The sequence below is a fragment of the Phreatobacter stygius genome (assembly GCF_005144885.1).
In the GTDB taxonomy this organism is placed as follows: domain Bacteria; phylum Pseudomonadota; class Alphaproteobacteria; order Rhizobiales; family Phreatobacteraceae; genus Phreatobacter; species Phreatobacter stygius.
The window spans coordinates 59,308-82,013 of record NZ_CP039690.1 but is presented as its reverse complement, the minus strand read 5'-3'; the positions used below and the strand labels follow the sequence as shown (position 1 = coordinate 82,013).

The 22,706-nt window shown below is 68.0% G+C and carries 19 protein-coding genes and 1 tRNA gene; 9 read left to right on the top strand and 11 right to left on the bottom strand.

The features are described from left to right. Nucleotides 1-15 precede the first annotated feature (15 nt). On the bottom strand, nt 16-1,218 hold the full coding sequence (locus E8M01_RS00385) for a GGDEF domain-containing protein (protein ID WP_136958297.1): 1,203 nt from the start codon (nt 1,216-1,218) through the stop codon (nt 16-18). A gap of 123 nt (nt 1,219-1,341) precedes the next feature. Beyond that, on the bottom strand, nt 1,342-2,259 hold the full coding sequence (locus E8M01_RS00380) for a LysR family transcriptional regulator (protein WP_136958296.1): 918 nt from the start codon (nt 2,257-2,259) through the stop codon (nt 1,342-1,344). Nucleotides 2,260-2,382: 123 nt separating this feature from the next. Between E8M01_RS00380 and wrbA the strand changes: the two genes are divergently transcribed. The 3 genes from wrbA (at nt 2,383) to E8M01_RS00365 (ending at nt 4,783) form a co-directional block, all read left to right on the top strand. After that, nucleotides 2,383-2,979 carry an NAD(P)H:quinone oxidoreductase gene (gene wrbA, locus E8M01_RS00375; protein WP_136958295.1) on the top strand — a complete coding sequence of 199 codons (597 nt, stop codon included), beginning with the start codon at nt 2,383-2,385 and terminating at the stop codon, nt 2,977-2,979. Between the two features lie 227 nt (nt 2,980-3,206). Next, a complete protein-coding gene (locus E8M01_RS00370; RefSeq protein WP_136958294.1) occupies nt 3,207-4,136 on the top strand; it encodes a ring-cleaving dioxygenase in 930 nt (309 codons plus the stop codon). Further along, nucleotides 4,136-4,783 carry an alpha/beta hydrolase gene (locus E8M01_RS00365; protein WP_136958293.1) on the top strand — a complete coding sequence of 216 codons (648 nt, stop codon included), beginning with the start codon at nt 4,136-4,138 and terminating at the stop codon, nt 4,781-4,783. Before E8M01_RS00370 ends, E8M01_RS00365 begins: the two co-directional genes overlap by 1 nt. 34 nt (nt 4,784-4,817) lie before the next feature. On the opposite strand, the gene E8M01_RS00360 is transcribed toward E8M01_RS00365, so the two are convergent. Continuing rightward, nucleotides 4,818-5,867 carry an LLM class oxidoreductase gene (locus E8M01_RS00360; RefSeq protein ID WP_136958292.1) on the bottom strand — a complete coding sequence of 350 codons (1,050 nt, stop codon included), beginning with the start codon at nt 5,865-5,867 and terminating at the stop codon, nt 4,818-4,820. 357 nt (nt 5,868-6,224) lie between these two features. Here E8M01_RS00360 and E8M01_RS00355 point away from each other — a divergent pair, with 357 nt between their 5' ends. Further along, complete coding sequence (locus tag E8M01_RS00355) at nt 6,225-6,779, top strand: DUF4287 domain-containing protein (RefSeq protein WP_136958291.1); 555 nt, start codon at nt 6,225-6,227, stop codon at nt 6,777-6,779. On the opposite strand, the gene E8M01_RS00350 is transcribed toward E8M01_RS00355, so the two are convergent. After that, on the bottom strand, nt 6,761-8,314 hold the full coding sequence (locus E8M01_RS00350; protein ID WP_136958290.1) for an MFS transporter: 1,554 nt from the start codon (nt 8,312-8,314) through the stop codon (nt 6,761-6,763). The genes E8M01_RS00355 and E8M01_RS00350 overlap by 19 nt on opposite strands. Nucleotides 8,315-8,533: 219 nt before the next feature. Here E8M01_RS00350 and E8M01_RS00345 point away from each other — a divergent pair, with 219 nt between their 5' ends. Continuing rightward, nucleotides 8,534-9,391, top strand: coding sequence for a LysR family transcriptional regulator (locus E8M01_RS00345; protein WP_170181707.1), 858 nt, complete (start codon nt 8,534-8,536; stop codon nt 9,389-9,391). Nucleotides 9,392-9,553: 162 nt separating this feature from the next. On the opposite strand, the gene E8M01_RS00340 is transcribed toward E8M01_RS00345, so the two are convergent. Then, nucleotides 9,554-9,638 (bottom strand) — tRNA-Leu (locus tag E8M01_RS00340). 79 nt (nt 9,639-9,717) lie between these two features. Further along, a complete protein-coding gene (locus E8M01_RS00335) occupies nt 9,718-13,269 on the bottom strand; it encodes a S8 family peptidase (protein ID WP_246088885.1) in 3,552 nt (1,183 codons plus the stop codon). A gap of 1,048 nt (nt 13,270-14,317) precedes the next feature. Here E8M01_RS00335 and E8M01_RS00330 point away from each other — a divergent pair. Continuing rightward, nucleotides 14,318-17,356, top strand: a complete 3,039-nt coding sequence (locus tag E8M01_RS00330) for an autotransporter outer membrane beta-barrel domain-containing protein (RefSeq protein ID WP_170181705.1) — start codon at nt 14,318-14,320, stop codon at nt 17,354-17,356. A 184-nt stretch (nt 17,357-17,540) separates the two neighbouring features. Here the strand turns inward: E8M01_RS00330 and E8M01_RS00325 are convergent, their stop codons facing one another. Then, nucleotides 17,541-17,765, bottom strand: a complete 225-nt coding sequence (locus E8M01_RS00325) for a hypothetical protein (protein ID WP_136958286.1) — start codon at nt 17,763-17,765, stop codon at nt 17,541-17,543. Between the two features lie 178 nt (nt 17,766-17,943). Here E8M01_RS00325 and E8M01_RS34925 point away from each other — a divergent pair, with 178 nt between their 5' ends. The 3 genes from E8M01_RS34925 to E8M01_RS00315 all read left to right on the top strand — a co-directional run bounded on the left by E8M01_RS34925 (nt 17,944) and on the right by E8M01_RS00315 (nt 19,295). Next, the gene (locus E8M01_RS34925; protein WP_170181704.1) at nt 17,944-18,108 is read left to right on the top strand and encodes a hypothetical protein; all 165 of its coding nucleotides are present in this window, start codon (nt 17,944-17,946) and stop codon (nt 18,106-18,108) included. A gap of 59 nt (nt 18,109-18,167) precedes the next feature. Then, nucleotides 18,168-18,521, top strand: a complete 354-nt coding sequence (locus E8M01_RS34920) for a barstar family protein (RefSeq protein ID WP_170181703.1) — start codon at nt 18,168-18,170, stop codon at nt 18,519-18,521. A gap of 81 nt (nt 18,522-18,602) precedes the next feature. Continuing rightward, nucleotides 18,603-19,295: a B3/B4 domain-containing protein gene (locus E8M01_RS00315; protein WP_136958284.1), complete on the top strand. Its 693-nt coding sequence runs from the start codon at nt 18,603-18,605 to the stop codon at nt 19,293-19,295. A gap of 58 nt (nt 19,296-19,353) precedes the next feature. On the opposite strand, the gene gpt is transcribed toward E8M01_RS00315, so the two are convergent. From gpt to E8M01_RS00295, 4 genes are all read right to left on the bottom strand, one after another. Beyond that, the gene (gene gpt / locus E8M01_RS00310) at nt 19,354-19,848 is read right to left on the bottom strand and encodes a xanthine phosphoribosyltransferase (protein WP_136958283.1); all 495 of its coding nucleotides are present in this window, start codon (nt 19,846-19,848) and stop codon (nt 19,354-19,356) included. Nucleotides 19,849-19,960: 112 nt separating this feature from the next. Beyond that, nucleotides 19,961-20,725: a competence/damage-inducible protein A gene (locus E8M01_RS00305; protein ID WP_136958282.1), complete on the bottom strand. Its 765-nt coding sequence runs from the start codon at nt 20,723-20,725 to the stop codon at nt 19,961-19,963. Nucleotides 20,726-20,810: 85 nt separating this feature from the next. Then, nucleotides 20,811-21,638, bottom strand: coding sequence for a transglutaminase family protein (locus tag E8M01_RS00300; protein ID WP_136958281.1), 828 nt, complete (start codon nt 21,636-21,638; stop codon nt 20,811-20,813). A gap of 120 nt (nt 21,639-21,758) precedes the next feature. Then, nucleotides 21,759-22,703, bottom strand: coding sequence for an alpha-E domain-containing protein (locus E8M01_RS00295; RefSeq protein WP_136958280.1), 945 nt, complete (start codon nt 22,701-22,703; stop codon nt 21,759-21,761). Between the last annotated feature and the right edge of the window lie 3 nt (nt 22,704-22,706).

Here is a 22,706-nt window from a genome sequence, read left to right as displayed (position 1 = left end):
CGACGGGCCGGCCAATCAGGCGGCCGCCGCTGCGGCTTCCGGCTCTACCGCAGAGATGATGACGCGATTGCGACCTTCGGCCTTGGCCCGGTAGAGCATGGTATCGGCGCGCTGGAGCAAGGCCGACAGGTCGGCAGCCGAGGTCGCCGAAAAGGCCAGCCCGATACTGGTGGTCAGCCGCACCTCGCTTCTTGCGGCGGGCACCGCCAGCGCGGCGGCGGCGGCGCGCATGCGCTCGGCGACGATCTCGGCCTGGTCGAGCGAGACGCGCGGCAGCACGACGGCGAACTCCTCGCCGCCATAACGGCACAGGAGGTCGGACGGCCTGAGGCAGTGGGCGGCGGCGGCGGCGAAATGCGCCAGCACCAGGTCACCGGCGGCATGGCCGTGGGTGTCGTTGATCGTCTTGAAGAAATCGAGATCGAGCAGCAGCACGGCCACCGGTGCGCGCTCGAAGGCCAGGCGGCGCAGGATCAGCTCGGCCTGGCGGGCGAATTCGCGCCGGTTCAACACATCGGTCAGCGCGTCGCGGGTGGCCAGGCGATAGAGCGCGATGTCGGACTGCTCCTTGCCGAGCGCCACCAGGCTGAAGGTCAGGATGACGATCAGCAGCAGCACCACGGTGGCGGCGACCTCAGGCCCGAAAACGCTCAGGAAGACCGGGTCGTCCTGGCCGAGCAGCACCAGCGCCGTGGCACGGGCCGCATAGAACAGCCCGCTGGCGGCGCAAGCCACCGCCAGCACCACGTGGTTCAGCAGCCGGGTGCCGTTGGCCCGCCAGAATTCGTGTGCCGCGACGAGCGCATAGGCCGCGACGACCAGAAGGAAGCTGACCGCGCCGCTCCAGGCATCGAATGACGGCGTGCTCAGAAGCGTGCCGCCGGCCATGAGCCAGGGGCCGGCGACGCCGACCGCCGCCAGCGGCGGACGGCCGTTGAAGCTGCGGGCGCCGACCCAGATCAGCGCCGTGGCGGTGCCGGCAAGGCCATTGCCGACGACATAGGCCCAGGCCAGCGCCGGGCTCTGCGCCGCCGCGATATAGGTGAACGAGGCCAATGTCGCCGCGCCGAAGGCGAGGCTCCACCAGCGCCCGGACCGGACGTCGCCGCGCCTGACGGCATCGAGCACGAACATCGCGCCCGTGGTGACGGTGACCAGGAGGGAGATGAAGAGCAGCGTGGTCAGATCGAGGTGCAGGCCCGTCGAGCCGCTTGCCATGGTGGAATTCCCGCAGGTCGGACCCAACGAACAGGCCGGGATTCTGCGGGCTTCTGCAAGGGAGCAAGCCGCCTGGGCGGTATGCCGATATGTGGCGCGCCGGCGCGCGTGGCGAATCTGGCGTCAGGCCGCTGCGCTGGCCCTGTCCCAGGCCGGCTGGCCGCCGAAACGTTCGACCAGGAAGTCGATGAACAACCGGACCTTGACCGAGAGGTGGCGGGTCGGCGGATAGATCGCGTAGAGCGCCAGATCGGGCGCCTTGTAGTCGGTCAGGATAGCGGTCAGCCGGCCGGCCTGGAGGTCCGGGCCGACCAGGAAGGTCGGCAGGAGCGCGATGCCGCGGCCCTTGATCGCCGCGTCGCCGAGCACCTCGCCATTGTTGGAACAGAGGTTCCACGAGACCTGGATCCAATGGTCGCCGTCCGGCCCGGAGAGCTTCCACTGGGTGCCGGTGGCGAGATGATCATAGGTGAGACAGTCGTGGTCGCGCAGGTCGTTCGGGTGCTGCGGCGTGCCGCGCCGCGCCAGGTAGTCGGGCGCCGCGCAGACCACGCGCCGGGCCGGCACGATCTTGCGGGCGATCAGGCTGGACGAGGCGAGATCGGCGATCCTGAGCGTGACGTCGAAGCCCTCCTGGACCGGATCGACGAAGTGATCGCCGAGGATGAGCTGGATGGTCAGCTCGGGATAGAGCCCCATGAAATCGGCAATGGCCTGGCCGAGATGCAGCGTGCCGAAGGACATGGGCGCATTGACCCTGAGCATGCCGCGCGGCTCGACCTGGGCCTGGGTCACCGCCATGTCCGCCTCTTCCAGGTCGGCGAGAATGGCCAGGCAGCGGCGGTAATAGGCCTGGCCGTTGTCGGTCGGGCTGACGCTGCGGGTGGTCCGGTTGAGCAGCTGGACCCCGAGCTCGCGCTCCAGCTCGATGACATATTTGCTGATCGCCGAGCGCGACAGCCGCAATTCGCGGCCGGCCTCGGAGAAATTGCCGTGCTCGACCACCTTGGTGAAGGCTTTGATGCTGCTGAGCTTGTCCATGGCCTCACCGGGAATGGGTCAGCAATTGTCGCCAGATTGAAGACGCTATTGCCATGAATTAAGAGATTGTCGTCAAAGCGTAGCATGTCAATAGTCGCCGCGGAATTCAACGCGGAGACAGTGATGACCAAGGTTCTGGTGCTCTATTATTCGTCCTACGGCCATATCGAAACCATGGCTCGGGCCGTGGCCGAAGGGGTGCGCGAGGCGGGCGCGGAAGCGACCATCAAGCGGGTGCCGGAACTGGTGCCGGAAGAGATCGCGCGCAAATCCGGCTTCAAGCTCGACCAGGCCGCGCCGATCGCCAGCATCGACGACCTGCCGAACTATGACGCCATCATTTTCGGCACCGGCACGCGCTTCGGCAACATGACCGCGCAGATGAAGAACTTCCTCGACCAGGCCGGCGGCCTGTGGGCGCGGGGCAAGCTGACCGGCAAGGTCGGTTCGGTGTTCACCGCGTCGGCGACCCAGCACGGCGGCCAGGAATCGACCATCCTCACCTTCCACCCGGTGCTCCTGCATCTCGGCATGGTGATCGTCGGGCTGCCCTATGCTTTCCAGGGCCAGATGGGCGTCACCGAGGTGATGGGCAATTCGCCTTATGGCGCCTCCACCATCGCCGCCGGCGACGGCAGCCGGCAGCCCTCCAGGATCGAGCTCGACGGCGCCCGCTACCAGGGCCGCCATGTCGCCGGGATCGCCGCCAAACTCCGCTGAGCGCCGGTTCCTCCCGATCATCCGCCGATACGAAGGCGTCCCTGGTTTCCCAGGGGCGCCTTTTTCGTGCGCGCGGAGTAGGCTGCTCGACGGCTCGCCAGATTTTGTCGCTGTTTCATAGACAGTGTCTGCAAAACTGATGGAATTGTCTTCTCCTGGGCTCGGATCAATATGTCCGCAGAGACAGCATTGACCCGTCGCACCCGACGGAAGAGGAGGACCCACTCATGTCTGGCATTCATCACGTCACGGCGATTTCGGGCTCGGCCCATCGCAACCTGGACTTCTACGTCCGTAGCCTTGGCCTGCGCTTCGTCAAGAAGACGGTCAATTTCGACGATCCCGGCACCTATCACCTCTATTACGGCGACGAGGCCGGCCATCCCGGCACGATCCTGACCTTCTTCCCCTGGGAGCATGCCGGTCCCGGGCGGGCCGGCGTCGGCCTGACCGACGAGACGCGGTTCCGCGTGCCGGCGGGTTCGATCGATTTCTGGGCCCGCCGTCTCGCCGAGAAGGGCGTCGCCCATGACGCCGTGGCCGAGCGTTTCGGCGAGCCGGTGCTGGCTTTCGCCGATCCCGACGGCATGCGGCTGGCGCTGGCCGGCGTCACCGGCGCGGAAACCGAAGCGGGCTGGGCCCGCGACGACATTCCGGCCGACCATGCCATCAGGGGCTTCCACGGGGTCACCCTGGCGATCGAAACGGCGGCGGCCACCGGCGCGGTGCTGACCGACGTCTTCGGTTTCAGCGAGGCCGGCCGCGACGGCGCCCTGATCCGCTTCCGCGGCAGCGAGGCGGCCGGCGGCATCGTCGACATCAGGCAGGTTGAGGGCGGCGCGCGCGGCGCCATGGGCCGCGGCGCGGTGCATCACGTCGCGTTTCGCGCCGCCGATGATGCCGCGCAGGCCGAGATGGCACGCAAGCTCGGCGCCCGGCACGGCCTGCAGGTGACCGAGCAGAAGGACCGGCAATATTTCCGCTCGGTCTATTTCCGCGAACCCGGCGGCGTGATCTTCGAGATCGCCACCGATGTCCCGGGCTTCACCGTCGACGAGCCCCTGGCGACGCTCGGCCAGGACCTGAAACTGCCGCGCTTCCTGGAAGCCCGCCGTGGCGAGCTCGAAAAGATCCTGCTGCCCCTGGAGACCGCCTGATGGCCACCGACCAGAGCCTTTCGATCGCACGTGCGGGCGCGCCATTGTCGCGCGCCCGCGCCGCCATGATCCTGCTGCACGGCCGCGGCGCCAGCGCCGAGGGCATGCTGTCGCTGGCGGAGGTGTTCGCCCAGCCGGACCTTGCCTATCTGGCGCCGCAGGCGCCGGGCCACAGCTGGTACCCGCAATCCTTCCTGGCGCCGTTGGCCCAGAACGAGCCGTCGCTGACGCGCGCGCTCGGCATTGTCGGAACGACCGTTGAGGCGCTTGCCGGGGAGGGGTTCGCGCCGGAGCGCATCATCCTCGCCGGCTTCTCGCAGGGCGGCTGCCTGGCGCTGGAATATGCCGCGCGCAATGCCCGCCACTTCGGCGGCGTGGCCGGCCTGAGCGCCGGCCTGATCGGCCCTGAGGGGACGCCGCGCGACTATGCGGGAACGCTCGGCGGCACGCCGGTGTTCCTCGGCTGCAGCGATGTCGACAGCCACATCCCGCTCGGCCGGGTCAAGGAGACCAGCAAGGTGCTGGCCGGCCTCGGCGCGACCGTCACCGAACGGATCTATCCGGGCATGGGCCATACCATCAACGACGACGAGATCGGCCAGGTTCGCCGCCTGATCGCCGGCCTGTTGCGCGACGAGGGGGAGTGATTTCGGGGCGAGGGTGGCCATTCCTCGCCGACGATCACCATTTCTGCGTCAGTGGCGGCGGGCCCGGATGCGACGGGAACAGCGGCAGCACCTCTTCCGCCAGCTCCTGGATGATCTCGGCTGCCGGCCGCGCGGCGAACTGAATGCCGAGAGCGCCATGGTTCACGCCGGCCGCGCGCCATTCGCCGAGAAGGTCGATCAGCGCCTTGCGGCCGGTCTTCAGAACGTAACCACCCTGAAGCGGCGTCCTGGGAAAGTTCGGATCTTCGGCGAGGTCGAGCCATTCATTGGTCAGGTGGGGCCGGAAACCGCCATCCGGGATGAGCGCGCGCCAGGCCCGGATCTTATCGGACAGCTGCCGCGGCCCTTCCGGCGTGTGGGTCGACTGCGGATAGGTCAGCCAGCCATCGGCATGGTCGCCAACCCATGACAGGTCCTGCCGGCTCGAGCCGGTGACGATGAGCGGTATGCGCCCGGCCGCCGGTTTGGGCAGGAGATCGACGCCATCCATGGTGCCGAGCGGCGAGTGGACCGAGGGACGATCGCCCCCGATCAATTGCCGGAAATAGGTGACGGTTGCCGCGAAGCGGTCTCCGCGCGTATCGATATCGATGCCATAGGCCGGAAACTCGACGGGCCGATCACCGGATGCGATGCCCAGCACGAGGCGTCCGCCCGACAGACGATCGATGGTGGTTGCCATCTTGGCGAGATCGATCGGGTGGCGCAGCGAAAAGATCGCGCTGCCGGTTGCCAGCGCCACCCGCTCGGTCCGGGCAGCCAGATAGGCGAGGTAGGTGAAAGGGTCGAAGACCTGTCCCGCATCACCGAAGCCCGGATCAAAAAGCGGCACGTCGCGAACCCAGACGGCCGCGAAGCCGCGCCGGTCGACGTCGGCGACAAGATCGGCCTGATCCGCCAGCACGCGCATGTCGCCGCGGAAGAAGCGCAAGGGCAGGAAGATGCCAAGGGTGAGCTGATCGGGAGCAAACATCCGGCGATAGCCGGGATGGCCTGCGAAGGCGTCGAAGGACGCGCCACCGGCACGTTGTCCGGCCGTGGGCGTCTTGGTCGCGAGGGTCATGAGAGATGGTGTTCCTTGGCTGCTGTGTCAGGCACGGGTCCGGCGCCAAGTGCGCAACGGATCCATCGTCCATTCGGGGCGAGGAGGGCTAAATATCGCCAATGCCCTCGATCAACAGAATGACCGGTAATTCAAAGCGATAGAAACGCTGTCTTCTGCCTGTAGAGTTTAGCGGGTCTATAGTCATGGCCCAATTCCCGACGGCACGAGAGTGGCGCGCACGGCTTGTCAGCGGTGTCTCGGATTGCCTCGACCGGCGGCCCGCAAGCCGCCATCATTCTCGCCGAGACGACCGGCAACGGGCTTCGCGCCGGCCAGCGGCCGCGGTACGTTGCCGATCGTCTTTCGGAGAATCCCATGTCATTTCAGGCCTATCTCGACACCATCAAAGCCAAGACCGGCAAGGGGCCTGACGATTTCAGGGCGCTGGCGGCGGAAAAGGGCCTCGCCAGCGCCAAGGCCGCCGATATCGTTGCCTGGCTGGCGCAGGATTTCGGGCTCGGCCGTGGCCACGCGATGGCGATCTACGCGCTCTTGAAAGCCAATGGCGGACCGCGGGCCGCGCCCGATGACCGGCTCGCCAAGCTGTTCGCCGGCGGCAAGGCCGTCTGGCAATCGCAGTTCGACGCGCTGCTGCGGCAGGTTCAGGCCTTCGGCGACGATGTCGCGGTGGCACCGACCGACAGCTATGCCAGCCTGGTGCGGGGCAAGAAGAAGTTCGCCATCGTGCAACCCTCGGCCGGACACATGGACATCGGCATCAAGCGCAAGGGCGCTGACGCGACCGAACGTTTCGCCGCCGCCGGCTCATGGAACAGCATGGTCACCCACCGCGTGCGCATTGCGGATGCAGCCGAGGTCGATGCCGAGCTGATCGAGTGGTTGCGCCGCGCCTATGACGAGGCCCGCTGAGACGGCGTCGGCGCGCCGGCCGGCGCCGCGGGGCCGAAGGCGATGAAACTCAGCGCCGCCAGCAGCCAGATGCCGATGCCGCCGAACAGCAGCACCCAGCCGAAACCATGAACCAGGGCCTGGTGGACGATGGTCGCGCTGGTGCCGAGGGACGACGGATCGGGCGCGGCCTGGGTCGCGGCGGTGACGCTGCCGGCGGCGATACGCTCCGCGAGCGGCCGCAATTGCGCCGCGTCGAGGGACGGCAGCGCGCCGCGCAGGTGAGACAGAACGCCCTCGACCAGGATGAAGCCCATCAGGGCGATGTTGACGGCGAGCGAGATCATCCGGGCGCTCATGTCGATGCCGGAGGCCATGCCGGCGCGCTCGCCGGGCACCGAGGCCGTGGTGGTGTTGGTGACCGGCGTGTTGGTCAGGCCGAGCCCGACGCCCGAGAGCAGGCAGCCGGGCAGCATGGTCAGCCAGCTCGCCTGGTCGGCGGCGCTGCCGAACCACATCAGGATGAAACCGAGGCCGATCGTGAACAGACCCGCGGGAATGGTGAGGCCGGGCCGGTAACGCAGCGCCAGGCGCTCGCCCAGCGGCGGCACGACCAGGGTGGGAAGCGTATAGGCCAGCAGCGCCAGCCCGGCGGCGACGCTGTCATAACCGAGGCCGGCCTGGAAATAGATCGGCAGGTAGATCATGAACGGCCAGAAGCTGAAATTCATGCCGACCGAGCCGATCAGCGCGCCCGAGAAGCTGCGGATGCGGAACACCGAAAAATCGAACATCGGGCGCGGGTTGAGCGTCTCGGCGACGACGAAGGCGACCAGGCTCGCGGCGGCGAGGCCGATGATCGCCAGGGCCGAAGGACTGGCGAAGCCGAGATCCGGTCCCTGGGTGATGAAATAGGCGAGGCAGAAGACCGCGACCGACAGGGTGGCGATGCCGGCGACATCGAGGCGCTCGGCTTTCGGGTCTTTCGATTCGCCGACGCCGGCCATGGCGAGGGCGAGCGTCACCAGCGCCAGCACGCCGTGGACGAGGAAGACCCATTGCCAGTTCGACACCGCGACGATGGCGCCGCCGATGATCGGGCCGAAACCGAGGCCAATGCCGAAAATGATGCCCCACCAGCCGAAGGCGGTGCCGCGCTGCCGGCCGGCCGGGAACTGGTGGGACAGGATGGCGACCTGGCAGATCAGCATCGCGCCGCCGCTCATGCCCTGCAGGAAGCGGCCGGCGATCAGCACGGCGGCATCCTGCGCCAGCCCGCAGATCAGCGAGGTGATGCCGAAGGCGACGATGCCGATCATGAAGATCAGCTTGCGGCCATAACGGTCGGCCAGCGTGCCGGTCGCCATCAGCACCGTGGTGCAGGCGATGGTATAGGCATTCATGATCCACTGGAGCTGCTTGAAGTCGGCATGTAGCACCTGTTCGAGCGTCGGCAGGATCGCCGGGATGCTGGAGATTTCGAGGCCGAACATCAGGGCCGAGAGGGAGACGGCGGCCAGAGCGATCGTGCTGCGGCCGGTGGAGGCATGGGTCATGGGTCGGGTCTTTCGGCGTCGAGACGGGCAGGCGCGACATCCGGAGACGGCCGGACAGGGCGCGCGGCATTGCCGGCGCTCAGGGGATGTCCGGTTGTCGGGATGCCCGGCTTTGGGCCGGTCCGCCTGTTGCTTGGGTTAAGGCAACATAGTCCGGCCTTGATCATATCTGAATTGGATGGTTGGATATTTCAGAGATAACGGTTTTGGATATTTGACATGGCGTCTCTCGATGTCGATGCCGTCAAGGCCTTCGTGGCGATCGCCGATCTGCAGAGTTTCACCCGTGCCGCCGAGGCGTTGGGGACGACGCAAGGCGCGATCAGCGTCAAGCTGAAGCGGCTCGAAGACCGGCTCGGCCACCGGCTGATCGAACGCACGCCGCGGCTGGTCCGCCTGTCGGCGCGCGGCGCGGTGTTCCTCGACGCCGCTCGCGACTTCCTGGCGGCCCATGAGCGCGCGCTCGCCGGCCTTGCCTCGTCGCGCCGGCGTTTCGCGCTCGGCATCGCCGCCCATGTCATGGGGCCGGAAGTGCCGACCTTGCTGGCCCGGCTGCATGCGCACGACCCGGCACTGACCATCGAGGTCAGGCTCGACAGCTCGCGTGTCCTGCTGGATGCCTTCGACCGGGGCGAACTCGACGCGACGATCATCCGCCGCGACGACGACCGGCGCGACGGCGAGGTGCTCGGGCCGGAACATTTCGGCTGGTTCGCGACCCCGGGTTTCGAACATCGCCAGGGCGAGCCGCTGCGCCTGGCCGCGCTGGCGCCGGCCTGCGGCGTGCGCGACATTGCCACCCGCGCGCTCGATGCCGCCGGCATCCCCTGGACCGAGGTGTTTCTCGGCGGCGGGTCGTCGGCCGTCATGGCTGCCGTCTCGGCCGGCCTGGCGGTCTCGGTGTTCTCCTGCCGCGTCGTGCCGCCCGGCACGGTCGATGTCGGCGAGCGGTTCAGGCTTCCGGAACTGCCGTCATCGGAGATCGTGCTGCATTCGACGCTGTCGGATGCCAAGTCGCGCGATGCGCTGCGCACGCTTGCCGCGGCCTTCCGGGAGCACCGGGCATCGGCCGGATGAGGCGCGGCAAGGAGCCTTGCCAATGAAGAAAGGCCGGGCCGGAGCGCCGCCGGACCGGCCTATGAGGAGCGGTTCAAGGATGGCAGCCTGGCTTGCTCCGGGCATGACCGGCACGGGGCGGGCGCGGGCAGGCCGGCGCTGCGCGGGCGGCGATCGAAACTGTGGTGCGCACGGCCGGACTCGAACCGGCACGCCCGAAGGCGCAAGATTTTAAGTCTCGTGTGTCTACCGATTCCACCACGTGCGCTCCAATCGCCCTCTAGAACATTCCGCCGGGCTTTGGAAACGGAGAAATGCGGCTGACGCGTTTCGGAAGGGCAGGAGCCTCACCAGCGCAGGCGCGCGCCGATCCGGCCCTGATGGGACGTGCCGTCGCCGCGGAATTCGCCGTTATAGCCGGCATAGACCTGCAACCGGTCGGAACGGCTCGCCGCGATCTGGACGCCGACCAGCGCGGCGTCGCGGCCGAGGCTGGCATCCTTGGTGGTGAAGGTTTGCCCGAGGAGCGTGGCGGATGTCGCGGCCGAGGGATCCTTGAAGTCGTGACCCCAGGCCAGGCGCAGTTCGGGACGCCAGGTCACGCCATGCGCGCCAGTGACCGACAGGCCGGCGCTGAGACCGAGCTGCGCCAGGGCGCGCGACGGCCGGTCGGCGAGCACGGTGAGATTGAAGCCGCCGGCGCCGGTTTCACCGAAGGCACCCCGGTTGATGTCGGCATAAGCAAAGCCGGCGAAGGGCTTGAGGAAGGCCGAGCCGAGCGCGGTCGCGACCGAGAAGCGGTAGCCGATCTCAGCCGTCGCCAGCAGGCCGAAGCCCTGGGTCGCGCCGCGCGCGGCGAGCCGGATGCCCTGGATGTTGAGGCTGCGATCGGCGGACATTTCGGTCCAGCCACCACCGAAGGCGGCGTCGGCCTCGAAGCGGCCGAGCGTCCAGGAGCCGTAGACCGCGGCGGCAAAGGTGTTGGAGGTGCCGGTGAAACCCGTGCTGCGGGTCTTGTCATTGGCATAGAAGCCGCTGACGCCGACGAGCAAAGACGGCGAGATGAGCCGGTCGACACCGATCACGATGCCGCCGCCGGAACTCGACCAGCCGGACCCGAGCCGGTCGGCGCCGGCCTGCGTGGTATTGCCGAAGGCCTGGCCCCAGAGGCTCCAGCCGGTGGCCGAAGCCCCCGCGCCATCGCCATCGGCAGAGGCGGGCGCCGCCGACGGCAGGCCCGCGGACATTTCGAGCCGATTGCCGCCCATGAAGCCGAAGGACGGCGCGAAGGCCGCGTGCGAACTGCCACTGCGCAGGCCGTCGCGCCGCTGCTGCAGCATGGCGCCGAAGCCGAGCGTGGTCTTAAGCACGCTGCTGGTCATGCCGCCATAACCCCGGCCGGACATCTCGTCGAACGCGCTCTGCAGCCCGGCGGGCGCAAGGCCGTAGATGAGATCGTAGACATGCAGTTCGCTGCCGCTCATGGCCGCGCCCGGCGCCGGGCGACCCCGGTCGAGGGCGCCGGCGACCGCCGACTGACGGGCGCTGAGCGAAATGCCGTTCTGGGCCAGATTGGCGAACGAGGCCGGCGTCACCGCGGCGACCACGGATGTCGGATAATAGAGCACGTCGAGCCGGCTGTTGACCGGCAGGCCGGTCAGGCCCTGGGCGTCCGGCTCGACCTCGACATCGCCGAACCGGCCGGTCACGCGCGCGCCGGCTTCGGCGCGAACCACGGTGAACTTGCTACCGATGGTCGGGACATAGGAGTTGGTGGCGCCGCCTTCGATGCCGCGGAACCGCGCCTGGAAGGTGCCGCCGGCGGCGAAGGAGTGACCGGCGCCGAGCACGAACAGGGTGTCGTAGCTGCCCGGCCCGCCGGTGTCGGCGGCGCCGTCGATATCGACCTGATAGATGCCGGTTTGCCCCATCGCGACATTGCCGGTGATGAACAGTTCGCCGGGCGAGTGGCCGGGCTTCAGCGTGCCATGGACCGTGACATTGCCGAAGATCTCGCCGAAGCCGCCGAGGTGGCCGTTGGCAAAGACGGTGATGGTGGGCGACCGCAAGGTGCCGTCGACCGAGAGCTGGCCATTGCGCACGTCGACGGCGCCGAACTGCGCTTCGCCGGCGATCTGCAACTGGCCATAGGGCGCAGGGGCGTGGCTCGATCGCGGGCCGGCGGCGGCCGCGGCATTGTCGATCGTCAGGGTTCCGGTGGTCGATACCGGCGCCGTCCAGGTTTCGATCTGGCCGGCGGCAACCGTGGTCGTCCTGGAAGCGGTTGGCCCGATCGCCGGTGAGCCGGCGAGCGCCCGGTCGAGCCGGACCAGGCCATGGCCGTAGATCGCGTCGATGCCGGGGGCGCCGAGGTCCTGGGCGGTCGCAAACATCAGGCGAACGATCTCGGCGGCGGAATAGTCTGGATAGGCCTCCATCAGCACGGCGATGACGCCGGAGACATGGGGCGCGGCCATGGACGTGCCGGTCATGTAGCCGTAGGTCGCACCATTGGGAGCGGTGAAGACCGGATCCTTGTTGCCGCGCTGGACGGTCGACAAGGTCTCGTTGGCGCTCGGCGGCTCGGCGCCGGTACCGCCACCCGGCGCTGAGATGCACCAGGCCGCGGTGACGCCGCAGCGGTTGGAGTCCTCCGAGATCGTCAGGTCGATGCCGAGATTGGCAACCGCCACGATGCGGCCGGGCAGGCCCGGGGAATTGGCCACGGAGAAATCATAGTTGCGTCCGCCGTCATTGTAGATGCCGGCGCGGGCATTGGCCGGCGTGATGAAGGGGAAGAGCGCAATGCCGCTCGGGTTGACATTGCCGTCATTGCCATTGGCCATGACCAGCACCTTGCCGGCCGCCAGGACGGAACGAACCGCCTGCCATTCGGTGTCCAAGGTGTCGGTGTCCCAGACGGCTCCGCGCTTCACCGTCGGGCCGTAGCTGCCATTGATCACGCGCACATCTGACATGGCGGCAATGAGCATGAGGGCCCGGTCCGGACCGTCGTCGTCGCCCAGGCTCTTCATCACCAGGAGATTGGCGCCCGGCGCGACGCCGACCATGCCGTGGCCGTCGAGGCCGGCCGCGATGCTGCCGGCGACATGGGTGCCGTGGCCGGCGTCGTCCAGGATGGCGTGGCTGCCGGTCGCGCTGTCGACCGTGTTCCGGCTGCGCGTGTCGAGCCGGCCGGCGAATTCGGGGTGAAGATAGCTGAAGCCGGTGCCCGCACCATTGAACGTGGCGTCGAGGCCGGTGTCGATCACCGCCACCGTGACGCCGCGGCCGGTCAATCCCTTGCCCGGCAGGGCGGTGCCGTCGGGGCGGGTGGTGGCGTTCAGCGCGGTGCCCTGGCCGACGGCGAGATTGCCCCAATTGGCGGCGAACTCGCGTTTCTGATCGGCCGTGTAGCTGCCATCGAGGCCGGTGCGCGTGGCCATCCAGGGCTGTTCGGTCCGAGGCGTGGCGGTGACCGTGCCATTGTCGGTCAGGTAGGGAAAGGTCGCCGGCGCCGCGCGCGCGCCAACCGGGCCCGGCGCCGACGCGGTCGTCGCGACGGCGGCGCTGGCGAAGCGGGTGGCCGTTGCTGGCGCGAGCGGGTCGGCCCGGCCGGTGCCGCTGCGTTCGGCGAGCAGGCGGCCGATCTCGGCGGCCCGGTCGATCTCCGCGCTCATCAGCGGCGACACCGCCACGGCGGCGGCGGTCAGCCGATCCCGGCTGGCGGGATTGAGCCTGATCTGCTCGATCAGGCCCGAGAGCAGGGCGCGACCCTCGGCGCGCGCCCGGCGCGCCGTGGCGGGTGGCAGGGCGTGAGGCGATGGCGCCGAAACCACGGGGCGGGCTGCGGCGCGGGCCGGCCGGTCGTCCGCGCCAGCGCGGCCGGCCAGGATCACGGCCAAAGCGGAACCGAGAAGCAGCGATGAGACACTGGCACAGCGCCCGCGTCGAGCCAGCGCGCCAAGATGCGTTACCAACACAATTCCCCCCGGAACATGCACGTCACGCGTGAACGCGTCCCACGATTCCATCGCCAGTTCAAACCCCATTGCCGGCGATCTGGGTTGCGCCGGCTGCGGCCTTCGGTCGCGGGCCATCGCGGGGTTCCGAGGCGATCGCTTCAAGTCGAGAGATCGTGTGAACCGACCCGCGTCGCTGCCCTTAGGCGAGTTTATCCGCGTTTCGGGTGCGGCAAGGTGCCCCGGTCTTCTGCGCTGAATGAGACGACGCGCTCGCGCGACGTGCGTAGCGTGCGGCGGCGCATCGGCTCGTTGTCGTCCTGCGCGGGGCAAGCGGGGGGCATGGCATGCGGGTTGGGTATGGTTCGCCGATGCGCCTTTCGGGCGCGCGGGCGCTGATCCAGGTTCTGCTGGCAACGACGGCGCTGACCGCGACATCGTCCGCCGCAATGGCGCAGACCGATGGTTAGGGCGGCATCGACAGGGCCACAACGACCGGCGACTGTTCGGCGGCGACCAACTAGGGCGCATCCCCGAGCGGAACCTTTGTGTTCAGCGCTCCCCCTCGCTACGCGGACAGCGACGCCGGCATCGTCAGTTACGTCAACTCTGGTAATTTTGCCGATATCGTGTGGATATCGCGGCGCGTTACAGTCCTTCCGCTAAACGATATTGAGATTTTCCAAGATGCCGATTGCGACCACGCGATGTTTTATTCGACAGACTTGTGAAAAGCGCAGCCGACCGTCTTGACATTCGGCATGCAGAACATTCGATTGTGGTACCAGAGTAATTCAACCCCGGGGAGTGCATGATGAGCCATGTTGTGTATGGGCTGAAGTCCCCGGTCGTCGCTTCCTTGGTCGCTGCCGCGAGCGTTCTCGCCCTTCTCACCAGCCCCGCTGTCGCGCAGTCGGTCTGGCAGGGTTCGACATCGGATTGGGGGACTGCTTCCAACTGGTCGACAAACGCCGTTCCGAGCTCGGTGACCGACGTCGTGATCGGCAGTGGCGGGGTGGTCAGCCCCGTGATCGCGAGTGGCGCCGCCGCGGCCAATATCGTCAAGATCGGCGCCGCCGGCGCGGGCGCGACTCTGGGCGTCTCGCCGGGATCAACCTTCACCCACCATTCCGCGACGCTCGGCGACCTCGCCGGCCAGACCGGCGGCGTCACGGTCAGCGGAGCCGGCACGACGTGGAACAGCCAATACCTCTATACCGGATTCCGCGGGACGGGTGTGTTCACGCTATCAGGCGGAGCCGCCGCCAATGTCTCTTCCTTCGTGCAGACCGGCACTTTCGCCGGCTCGTCCGGCACCGTGACGGTCACCGGCGCAGGGACAGCGTGGAATGCGGCCAACGGTCACATCACCGGTGATTCAGGGCAGGGCGTGCTGAACGTCCTCAACGGCGCCCATGCGAACGAGCGGGCTACCACGCTTGGCGACAAGGCGACCGGCAACGGAACCGCGACCGTCGACGCCAGCTTCTTGAATGTCGAGCTTACCCTTGTGGTCGGTAATTATGGCACGGGCCATCTGGGGATTTCGAACGGCGGCGATGTGCAGGCCGGCACTTATTTTGTCGTCGGCTGGCAGGCCGGTGGCGTGGGGTCGCTGACCGTCGACGGCGCCGGCAGCTCGCTGAATGTCATGGCGCCCATCACAAATTCGGTCGTGGGTTGGGGGGGCAGCGGGTCCGTCCTCATCTCGAACGGCGGCACTGTCAGTGCCTTGGGTGGCGTGCTCGGCCGGCTGGCCTCCGGCAGCGGCACCTTGCGGGTGACTGGCGCCAACTCCCTGTGGAACGACACGCTCTATCTGCTCGTCGGCTATGGCGGCGGCGGCACGTTGACGGTCGACAACGGCGGCATGGTGCGCGTCAGTGGCGGCACCGGGCGCATCTTCATCGCCAACCTGGCCGGCTCGAACGGCACGGTCAATATCGGTGCCGCGTCGGGGTCGGCAGCCCAGGCCGCCGGCACCCTCGACGTGGCAGAACTGCGGTTCGGGGCCGGTACCGGCCGGCTCGTCCTCAACCACATCGAGAGCAACTACGTGCTCGCCCCCGCCATCACCGGCAACGGCACGGTGCTGGTGGAGAATGGCACGACCGTGCTCGCCGGTGCGAATACCTACTCGGGTTCGACGTTGATCCGCTCGGGAACGCTGGAGCTTGGGTCGGCGACCGCCGCCGGCACCAGCGTCATCGAGCTTGGCGGCGGCTCCGGCAGCCCAACCCTGCGCTTCGGCGGGAGCTATGCCGTCGCCAATGCCATGACCATGGCCGCGGGCGGCGGCACGATCGACACGGCGAGCAATTCGATTGTCATGTCGGGCGCGTTGGGTGGCGCCGGAGGCTTCACCAAGACCGGCACGGGCAGCCTCACATTGACCGGTACCGGCACCTATGCCGGCCCCACCACGGTCAATGGCGGCCTTTTGGTCGTGAATGGCGCGATTGGCGGCTCCGGCGTCACGGTGAGCGCTGGAGCCACGCTCGGCGGCACCGGCACGATCAATGCGGCGACGGCGATCACCGGCGGCACGCTGCAGGCTGGAAACCTGACGATCAATGGCGCGCTCAGCCTTAGCTCCGCTTCCGTCTACGCCTTCACACCGTCCAGCCTGACGACGGTCAACGGATCGGCAACCCTGGGCGGAGCAGCGCTGCCGTTCGTGACCACGAGTTTCCAGGCCCAGACCCACACCGTCCTGACGGCCTCGGGGGGCGTCAACGGCACGTTCACGCTCGCGGGAACAGGTGGCTCCACCGCCAGCGTGATCTATGGGGCCAACGACGTCACGCTGACGGTCAACGGCTATCGCGCGGCCGCATCGTTGATTGGGACCGGTAGCGTCAACGTGCAGAACGTCGCGACCGGCATCGACCGGGCGCTGAATGGTGGCACGGTGCCCGCCGCCGCCTGGAATGCCCTTATCGGCCTCGCCGGCGCCCCCCTCGCGAGCCAGTTGAACGCGCTGACCGGCGAGGCCGGCACGGGCGCTGTTTCCAGCGGCATCACCGGCGCCTCGACCTTCCTCAACATCATGCTCGACCCGATGGCCGGCGCGCGCGGCGCCATGGCGGATGCCCCCGGCTCCTCGCTCATCGAGATGGCCGATATCGCCTCCGCCCGCGCGCCCGCCGCGCGGGTCGAGGCCGGCTGGTCGATCTGGACCAAGGCCTATGGCCAGTCGGAACGCACCGCCTCCGACACAGGCCTTGGCGCGGCCGGAACGGCCTCCTCGCTCTATGGTGTCGCGGCCGGCGCCGACCGGCTGATCTCGCCCGGCCTGCTGGTCGGCTTTGCGCTCGCCGGCGGCGGCACGAGCTTCGGGCTCGGCGCGCTCGGTTCGGGCACCGGCGACTTCGCCCAGCTCGGCGCCTATGCCTCCATGCGGCTCGGGCCCGGCTATGTGTCCGCGGCGCTCGCCTATGGCTGGAACCGCTTCGACGTGACGCGCAACGTCGCCGCCCTCGGCCTCACCGAGACCTACCGCTCCGGCCCGGTCGGCCACACGTTCGGCGGCCGGATCGAGACCGGACGGCGCTTCGCGGTCGGCGGCTTCGGCCTCGGCCGCCTCGGCCTGACCCCCTATGCCGCCGCCGAGGCCATCGCCTATGTTGCGCCGGGTTACCGGGAAAACTGGACCGCGCCCGCCACCGGCGCCTTCGCGCTCGCCTATGTCGGCCGCACCACCGCGACGCTGCGGGGCGAGTTCGGCGCCCGGGCCGATGCCCTCGTCGCCGCCGGCGAGACCGGCGACCTCATCGCCTTCTCGCGCCTCGCCTATGCCGTCCAGTCCAACACCCAGCGCGGGGCTGCGGCCCAGTTCCAGACGCTTGCCGGCTCGACCTTCACCGTCTTCGGCGCGCGCGCCTCGACCCATACGGCGCTCGCCACGATCGGCGCGGAGGCGCGCTTCCGGCAGGGCACCCGCGTCTCCCTCGCCCTCGACGGTGAACTCGGCGAGCGCCACCGCTCCATCCGCGGCAGCGTCGGATTGCGGCAGAGCTGGTGAGGGGCTGCCGAAGCCGGCTTGCGCGCACACCGCAGCACAGAGCGGATTGATGTTGAGGTTCGGCGACGCTTGGGGACGCTGCCATGTGAGACGAAAAGGCGGCGGATCTCCGCTGAGACTTCCGCTGGAGGCGCTTCATTCCCGGTGATCGCAGGCGGTGCCTGCGGCAGGGCCGGCGCCGCCATCACGATGGAAGCCGGCCGCTCTCCGCGGTGGACCGGGCCGTCACCGTATCGAGACGGTTCTGGCGCTCGTCTGTCCAGAGCCGCGCGCCGCTCGCGCCATCGAGCGAGATGGTCGGAGAGATCCGAGCCTCGGCCGGCGACGGCTCGAATAGGAGGGCTCGTTTGGAGGAGCGCCGCGCGGCCGCGCCAACCGCGTCGATGACCCGGCGATCATCGACGATCATTGCTTGGTCCTGAGCCTTGAGACCGGCTCCGGGTGCGAGAGTGGCAATCATATGGTCATCAACGCACAGCGTCAGGCGATCGCTTCAAGTCGAGAGATCGTGTGAACCAGCCGTTCAATGGACAGCGCTAATCTGTGAATGGGTGAGGGAGGATCGGTTCCGGAGATTAGATTTGACCATGACCTCGACGCGTATTGTGATGTTCTTCATGGTCATTCTCGTGCTCATCAACCCGCCCATGGTGCTCGGGCTGTTCGGCACCGAAGGCCGCCGCGTCGGCGTGGCCATCGAGGATGGGCTCGGCACGGCGAGCCTCAGGATCGCCATGTGGGGCCGGCGTTAGCGCGGCTCGTCATCGGCGGCGCGTTCCGCCATGGTCTTGCCGGCCGGAGGACCGACGCCATGCGCCGGATCGCGCTCGACGCCAGCGAATGGCGAACCGAAGACGATGTCTATTCCGCTGTTCTGGCGGCGCTCCAGGCGCCCGGCTGGCATGGCCGCAACCTGGATGCGCTGTGGGATACGGTGACCGAAGGCGCCGCGCAGCGGCTCGGGCCGGACCCGGCATGCCTTATCAACGGCGTCCAGCCGCCGTTTCACATCGTGGTCAGCCATGCCGGCGGTCGCCCCGAGCCGGTTCGGACCCTCTTGTCGAACATCGGCCGGCTGTTCGCAGAGGCCAGGGCGAAGCGGGGCATCGAGGTGTCGATCGCGTTCCAGGATTGCGCTTCGCCCTGCAATTCCGTTCAAGACTGAAGGAGACGCGGGCGCTTTGCTGCGCCGCGCGGCATGGCCGGCAATGGCCGCTTCCGATCCACGCGCCGGCGAGGTTAGCCCATGCATTTCGGCCATTCACCTGAGATCTGGACGGCATTTCCCGAGCTCGCCGCCGGCGCATTGTTCGCCGCCGGGATTGGCCGGGATGTTTCGGTCGAAAGTCGCATCGGCAAGTTCAACACGACAGCGCAATCACGCCTCGCCGCGGGGCCGGAAAGCGAACTGCCGGAGATCCAGGCCTGGCGGCGGGCCTTTTCGAAGATGGGGCTGAAGCCGACGCAATATCGCTGCGCCTCGGAGCAACTGCTCAGGCGCTTCCGGCAGGACAAGGCGCTGCCGCGGATCCATCCGCTGATCGACCTGTGCAACGCGGTCTCGATGGCCTTTGCCATTCCGATCGCCGTGTTCGATGTCGCCCACATCGCCGATCATCTCGAGGTTCGCCATGCCGGCGGCCAGGAGACCTATCTGACCTTCGCCGGCGAAATCGAGCATCCCGAAGCCGGGGAGGTCATTTTCGCCGACGGTGCCGACAGGGCTCATGCCCGGCGCTGGACCAACCGGCAGAGCGGCACGTCGGCGGTTCGCGACGACACCAAGGCCGTGCTGATCGTCGCGGAGGCGCTGCACGCCTCGGCGGGGCAGGATGTCGGCAAGCTGATGGCGGCGCTGGCGGACGAGCTCGACGCCATCTGGTCGAGCGCGCCAAAGATCGCGGTCCTCGGCCCAGCGTCACCCCGTCTGGAGTTCTGAGCCGGCCATGGCTTCGCGCGCCGGTCTCGATCGCGGCGAGACCAAGGCTTGCTGGCGGTCAGGCGCCGTCGCGGATCGGCGGCTGGAACGTATAGCCCATGTCCCAGGGGAAATAGATCCAGGTGTCCTGCGACACCTCGGTGACGAAGGTGTCGACCAGCGGGCGCCCTTGCGGCTTGGCATAGACGGTGGCGATATGGGCCTTGGGCAGCATGTCGCGCACCACCTTGGCGGTCTTGCCGGTGTCGACGAGGTCGTCGACCACCAGGATGCCTTCGCCGCGATCGGCCAGCAGGTCCGGCGCGATGGTCTTGATGACCTGCAGCTGACCCTGGTTCTGGTAGTCGTGGTAGCTGGCGATGCAGACCGTCTCGATCAGCCGGATGCCGATCTCGCGCGTCACGATGGCTGCCGGCACCAGGCCGCCGCGGGTGATGCAGACGATCGCCCGGAACGGCCCCTGGCCGGCGAGGCGCCAGGCCAGCGCCCGGGCATCGCGGTGGAACTGATCCCAGGAAACGGGAAAGGCTTTGTCTGGGTTCGGCGTGGCCATGGAGAACTCCGCACGGTCGGCGCGTGATCAAGGGACGGGCACACTAGCCACGTCGCGGGGCGTGACAAGCGCGCCGGCGCCGATTCCGCCGGAAATCCACCGCTGTCGGCGCTCAAGCCCCCCTGGTGATGAGGATTTCGGAGCCGGCCGGCTTGTAGGCGGCGACCATGGCGGTCACCGCGGCCTCGGCCGGCGCCAGCAAGGCCGGGTCCTTGGCGCGCAGGACGAGGCGGGTATAGAAGCCCTTGTCGTTCATCATCGGGTAGCTGCCCATGATGACGCCGGGATGGGCCTTGGCGATGACGCCATAGGGCGTGCCGATATCGCCTTCCTTCAGGCCGGCCGCCTCGATGGTCACCTGCAGCATCTTGGCGCCGGTCTTCAGCTTCGGCGCCACGGCGTCGAGCATGACCTGCATGATCGCCGGCACGCCGGCCATGGTGATGACATTGCCGAGCATGAAGCCGGGCGCCTTGGAGACCGAATTTTCGACGATGTCGGCGCCGGCCGGGATGCGCGCCATCCTGAGCCGCGCCTCGTTCAGGTCCTTTTCCGGGATCCGCTCCAGCAGCAGGGCGCGGGCGCGCGGGTCGACATCGATCGACACGCCGAAAGCCTTGGCGACCGCGTCGGCGGTGATGTCGTCATGGGTCGGGCCGATGCCGCCTGTGGTGAAGACATAATTGAATTTGGCGCGCAGCGTGTTCAGCGCGGCAACGATCTCGTCCTCCTCGTCGGGAACGACGCGGACTTCTTTCGTGTCGATGCCGATAGCGGTCAGATATTCGGCGATATAGCCGATATTCTTGTCCTTGGTCCGGCCGGACAGGATCTCGTCGCCAATGACGAGGATGGCGGCTGTGACGGTCTCGGGCATGCGGGTCTCCGGCAGGCTGGCGTTCGGGCGGTGGCCGCTCTGTCTTACGCCCGCGCCGGCACGACTGCACGTTCAAGATTGCGCGTCAGCTCTGGACCTGACGCGCGGCCTGGTCGACCTGCACCTTGACCGACAGGTGCTCGCCGTCGCCGCCATAACGGGTGCCGCGCACCGGGGCGGCGTTGAGATAGTCGAGGCCGGCGGCGATGCGGATATGGGCTTCCGTCGGGCAGACATTGTTGGCGGGATCGAAGCTGACCCAGCCGAGGCCGTCGACATAAGCTTCGGCCCAGGCATGTCCCGCTTCCTGGTCGACGGTGCCGTCGTCATGCAGGAAATAGCCGCCGATATAGCGCGCCGGGATCGCCAGGTGGCGGGCCGCGGCGATGAAGATATGGGCGAAGTCCTGGCAGACGCCGCGCTTCAAGTGGAATGCTTCCGCCGCGGTGGTGGCGGAATGGGTCGGGTCCTTGTCGAACTGCATGTCCTCGTAAAGCCCGTCCATCAGGGCATGGAGGGTGGCGAGCCTCTCGCCGCCGGCGGCGGCCTGGCGTTCGGTGGCATAGCCGCGCACCGCGTCGTCGGCACGGGTCAGGTCGGTCTCGCGCAGGAACAGGCCGGGCGGGAAGCGCTCGACCGAGCCGCGCACGACGCCGGCCGTGTCGGTGGTCTCGACCAGGCCTTCGACCCTGACCGCCAGCCGCTCGATCGGGCCGGTCGCCGAAAAGGTATGGGTGATGTTGCCGAAGGCGTCCTCATGGGCGTCCAGGCGGCAGTCCTGGTCGACCTCGATGCGCCATTTCGCGACATGCTGGCCGCTGAAATTGCGCGGCGTCAGGCGCAGCGTCTGGATCACCGCCTGGGCCGGCGTGCCATAGCTGTAGATGGTCTCATGTGCGATGCGGATGCGCATGATCGGGGCCTTGCTGGTCGATTCTCGAGGGGACGGGTCGAAGGATGGGACCGCCGCCCTGCCTGTCAATATGCGCTGGCCGGATATGAACAGGCGCGGCGGCCGGCGCCGCGCGCGCCCTCAGGTCAGGTATTGCTGGGTGATCGCGGCGCCAAGCCGGTTGTTGTCGGCAATGAAGTCGGACACGAACTCGTGCAGGCCCGACTGGAAGACGTCGTCGATGCGGGCGTTTTCGAGCTTGGTGCGGATGGCGCGGGCCGCTCGCTGGGCCGGGCCCTGGCGGCCATAAGCGAGCGAGAGACTGTCGAGATTGCGCACCAGGCTCTCGTAACAGGCGGCGAGCGAGCGCGGCATCTGGTCGTTGAGGATCAGCAGATCGGCGACCAGCCAGGGTTTGAGGCTCTCCTTGTAGACCCAGTGATAGGCGGTCAGTGCCGACACCGCGCGCAGGATCGCCGACCATTGGAAATAGTCGAGCGAGCCGCCGATATGTTCGGCGTCGGGCAGCAGCACATGATATTTGACGTCGAGGATGCGGGCGGTGTTGTCGGCACGTTCGATCATCACGCCCAGCCGCGAGAACCAGTAGCCGTCGCTCCGGAGCATGGTCCGGTAGGCCGAGCCGTCGAAGCGCAGGCCGGTTTCCTTGACGAAGGACAGGAAGCCGCCGAGCTGTTCGTCCTGCTTCAGGTTGCTCGCGCGGTATTTGCCGAGATCGAGCCAGGCCGAATTGATCGCGTCCCACATGTCCATGGTCAGCGCGGTGCGCACCGAGCGGGCATTGGTGCGGGCGACCTCGAAACAGGAGCGGATCGAGGAGGGATTGTCCGGCGAAAAGGCCAGGAAATCGATCACCGTCTCGCGCGTCGCCTTGTCGTAGTTCTGGTAGAACAGCGGCGCGCAGCCGGCGGTGGCGACCGCCGATTCCCATTCATTCGACGAGCCGGCATAGGCCGAGGGCAGATTGGCGAGCCTGGTCGAGGCTTCGATGATGCGGGCGAGATATTCGGCGCGCTCGACATAGCGGGCGAGCCAGAACAGGTTATCGGCGGTGCGGGACAGCATCCT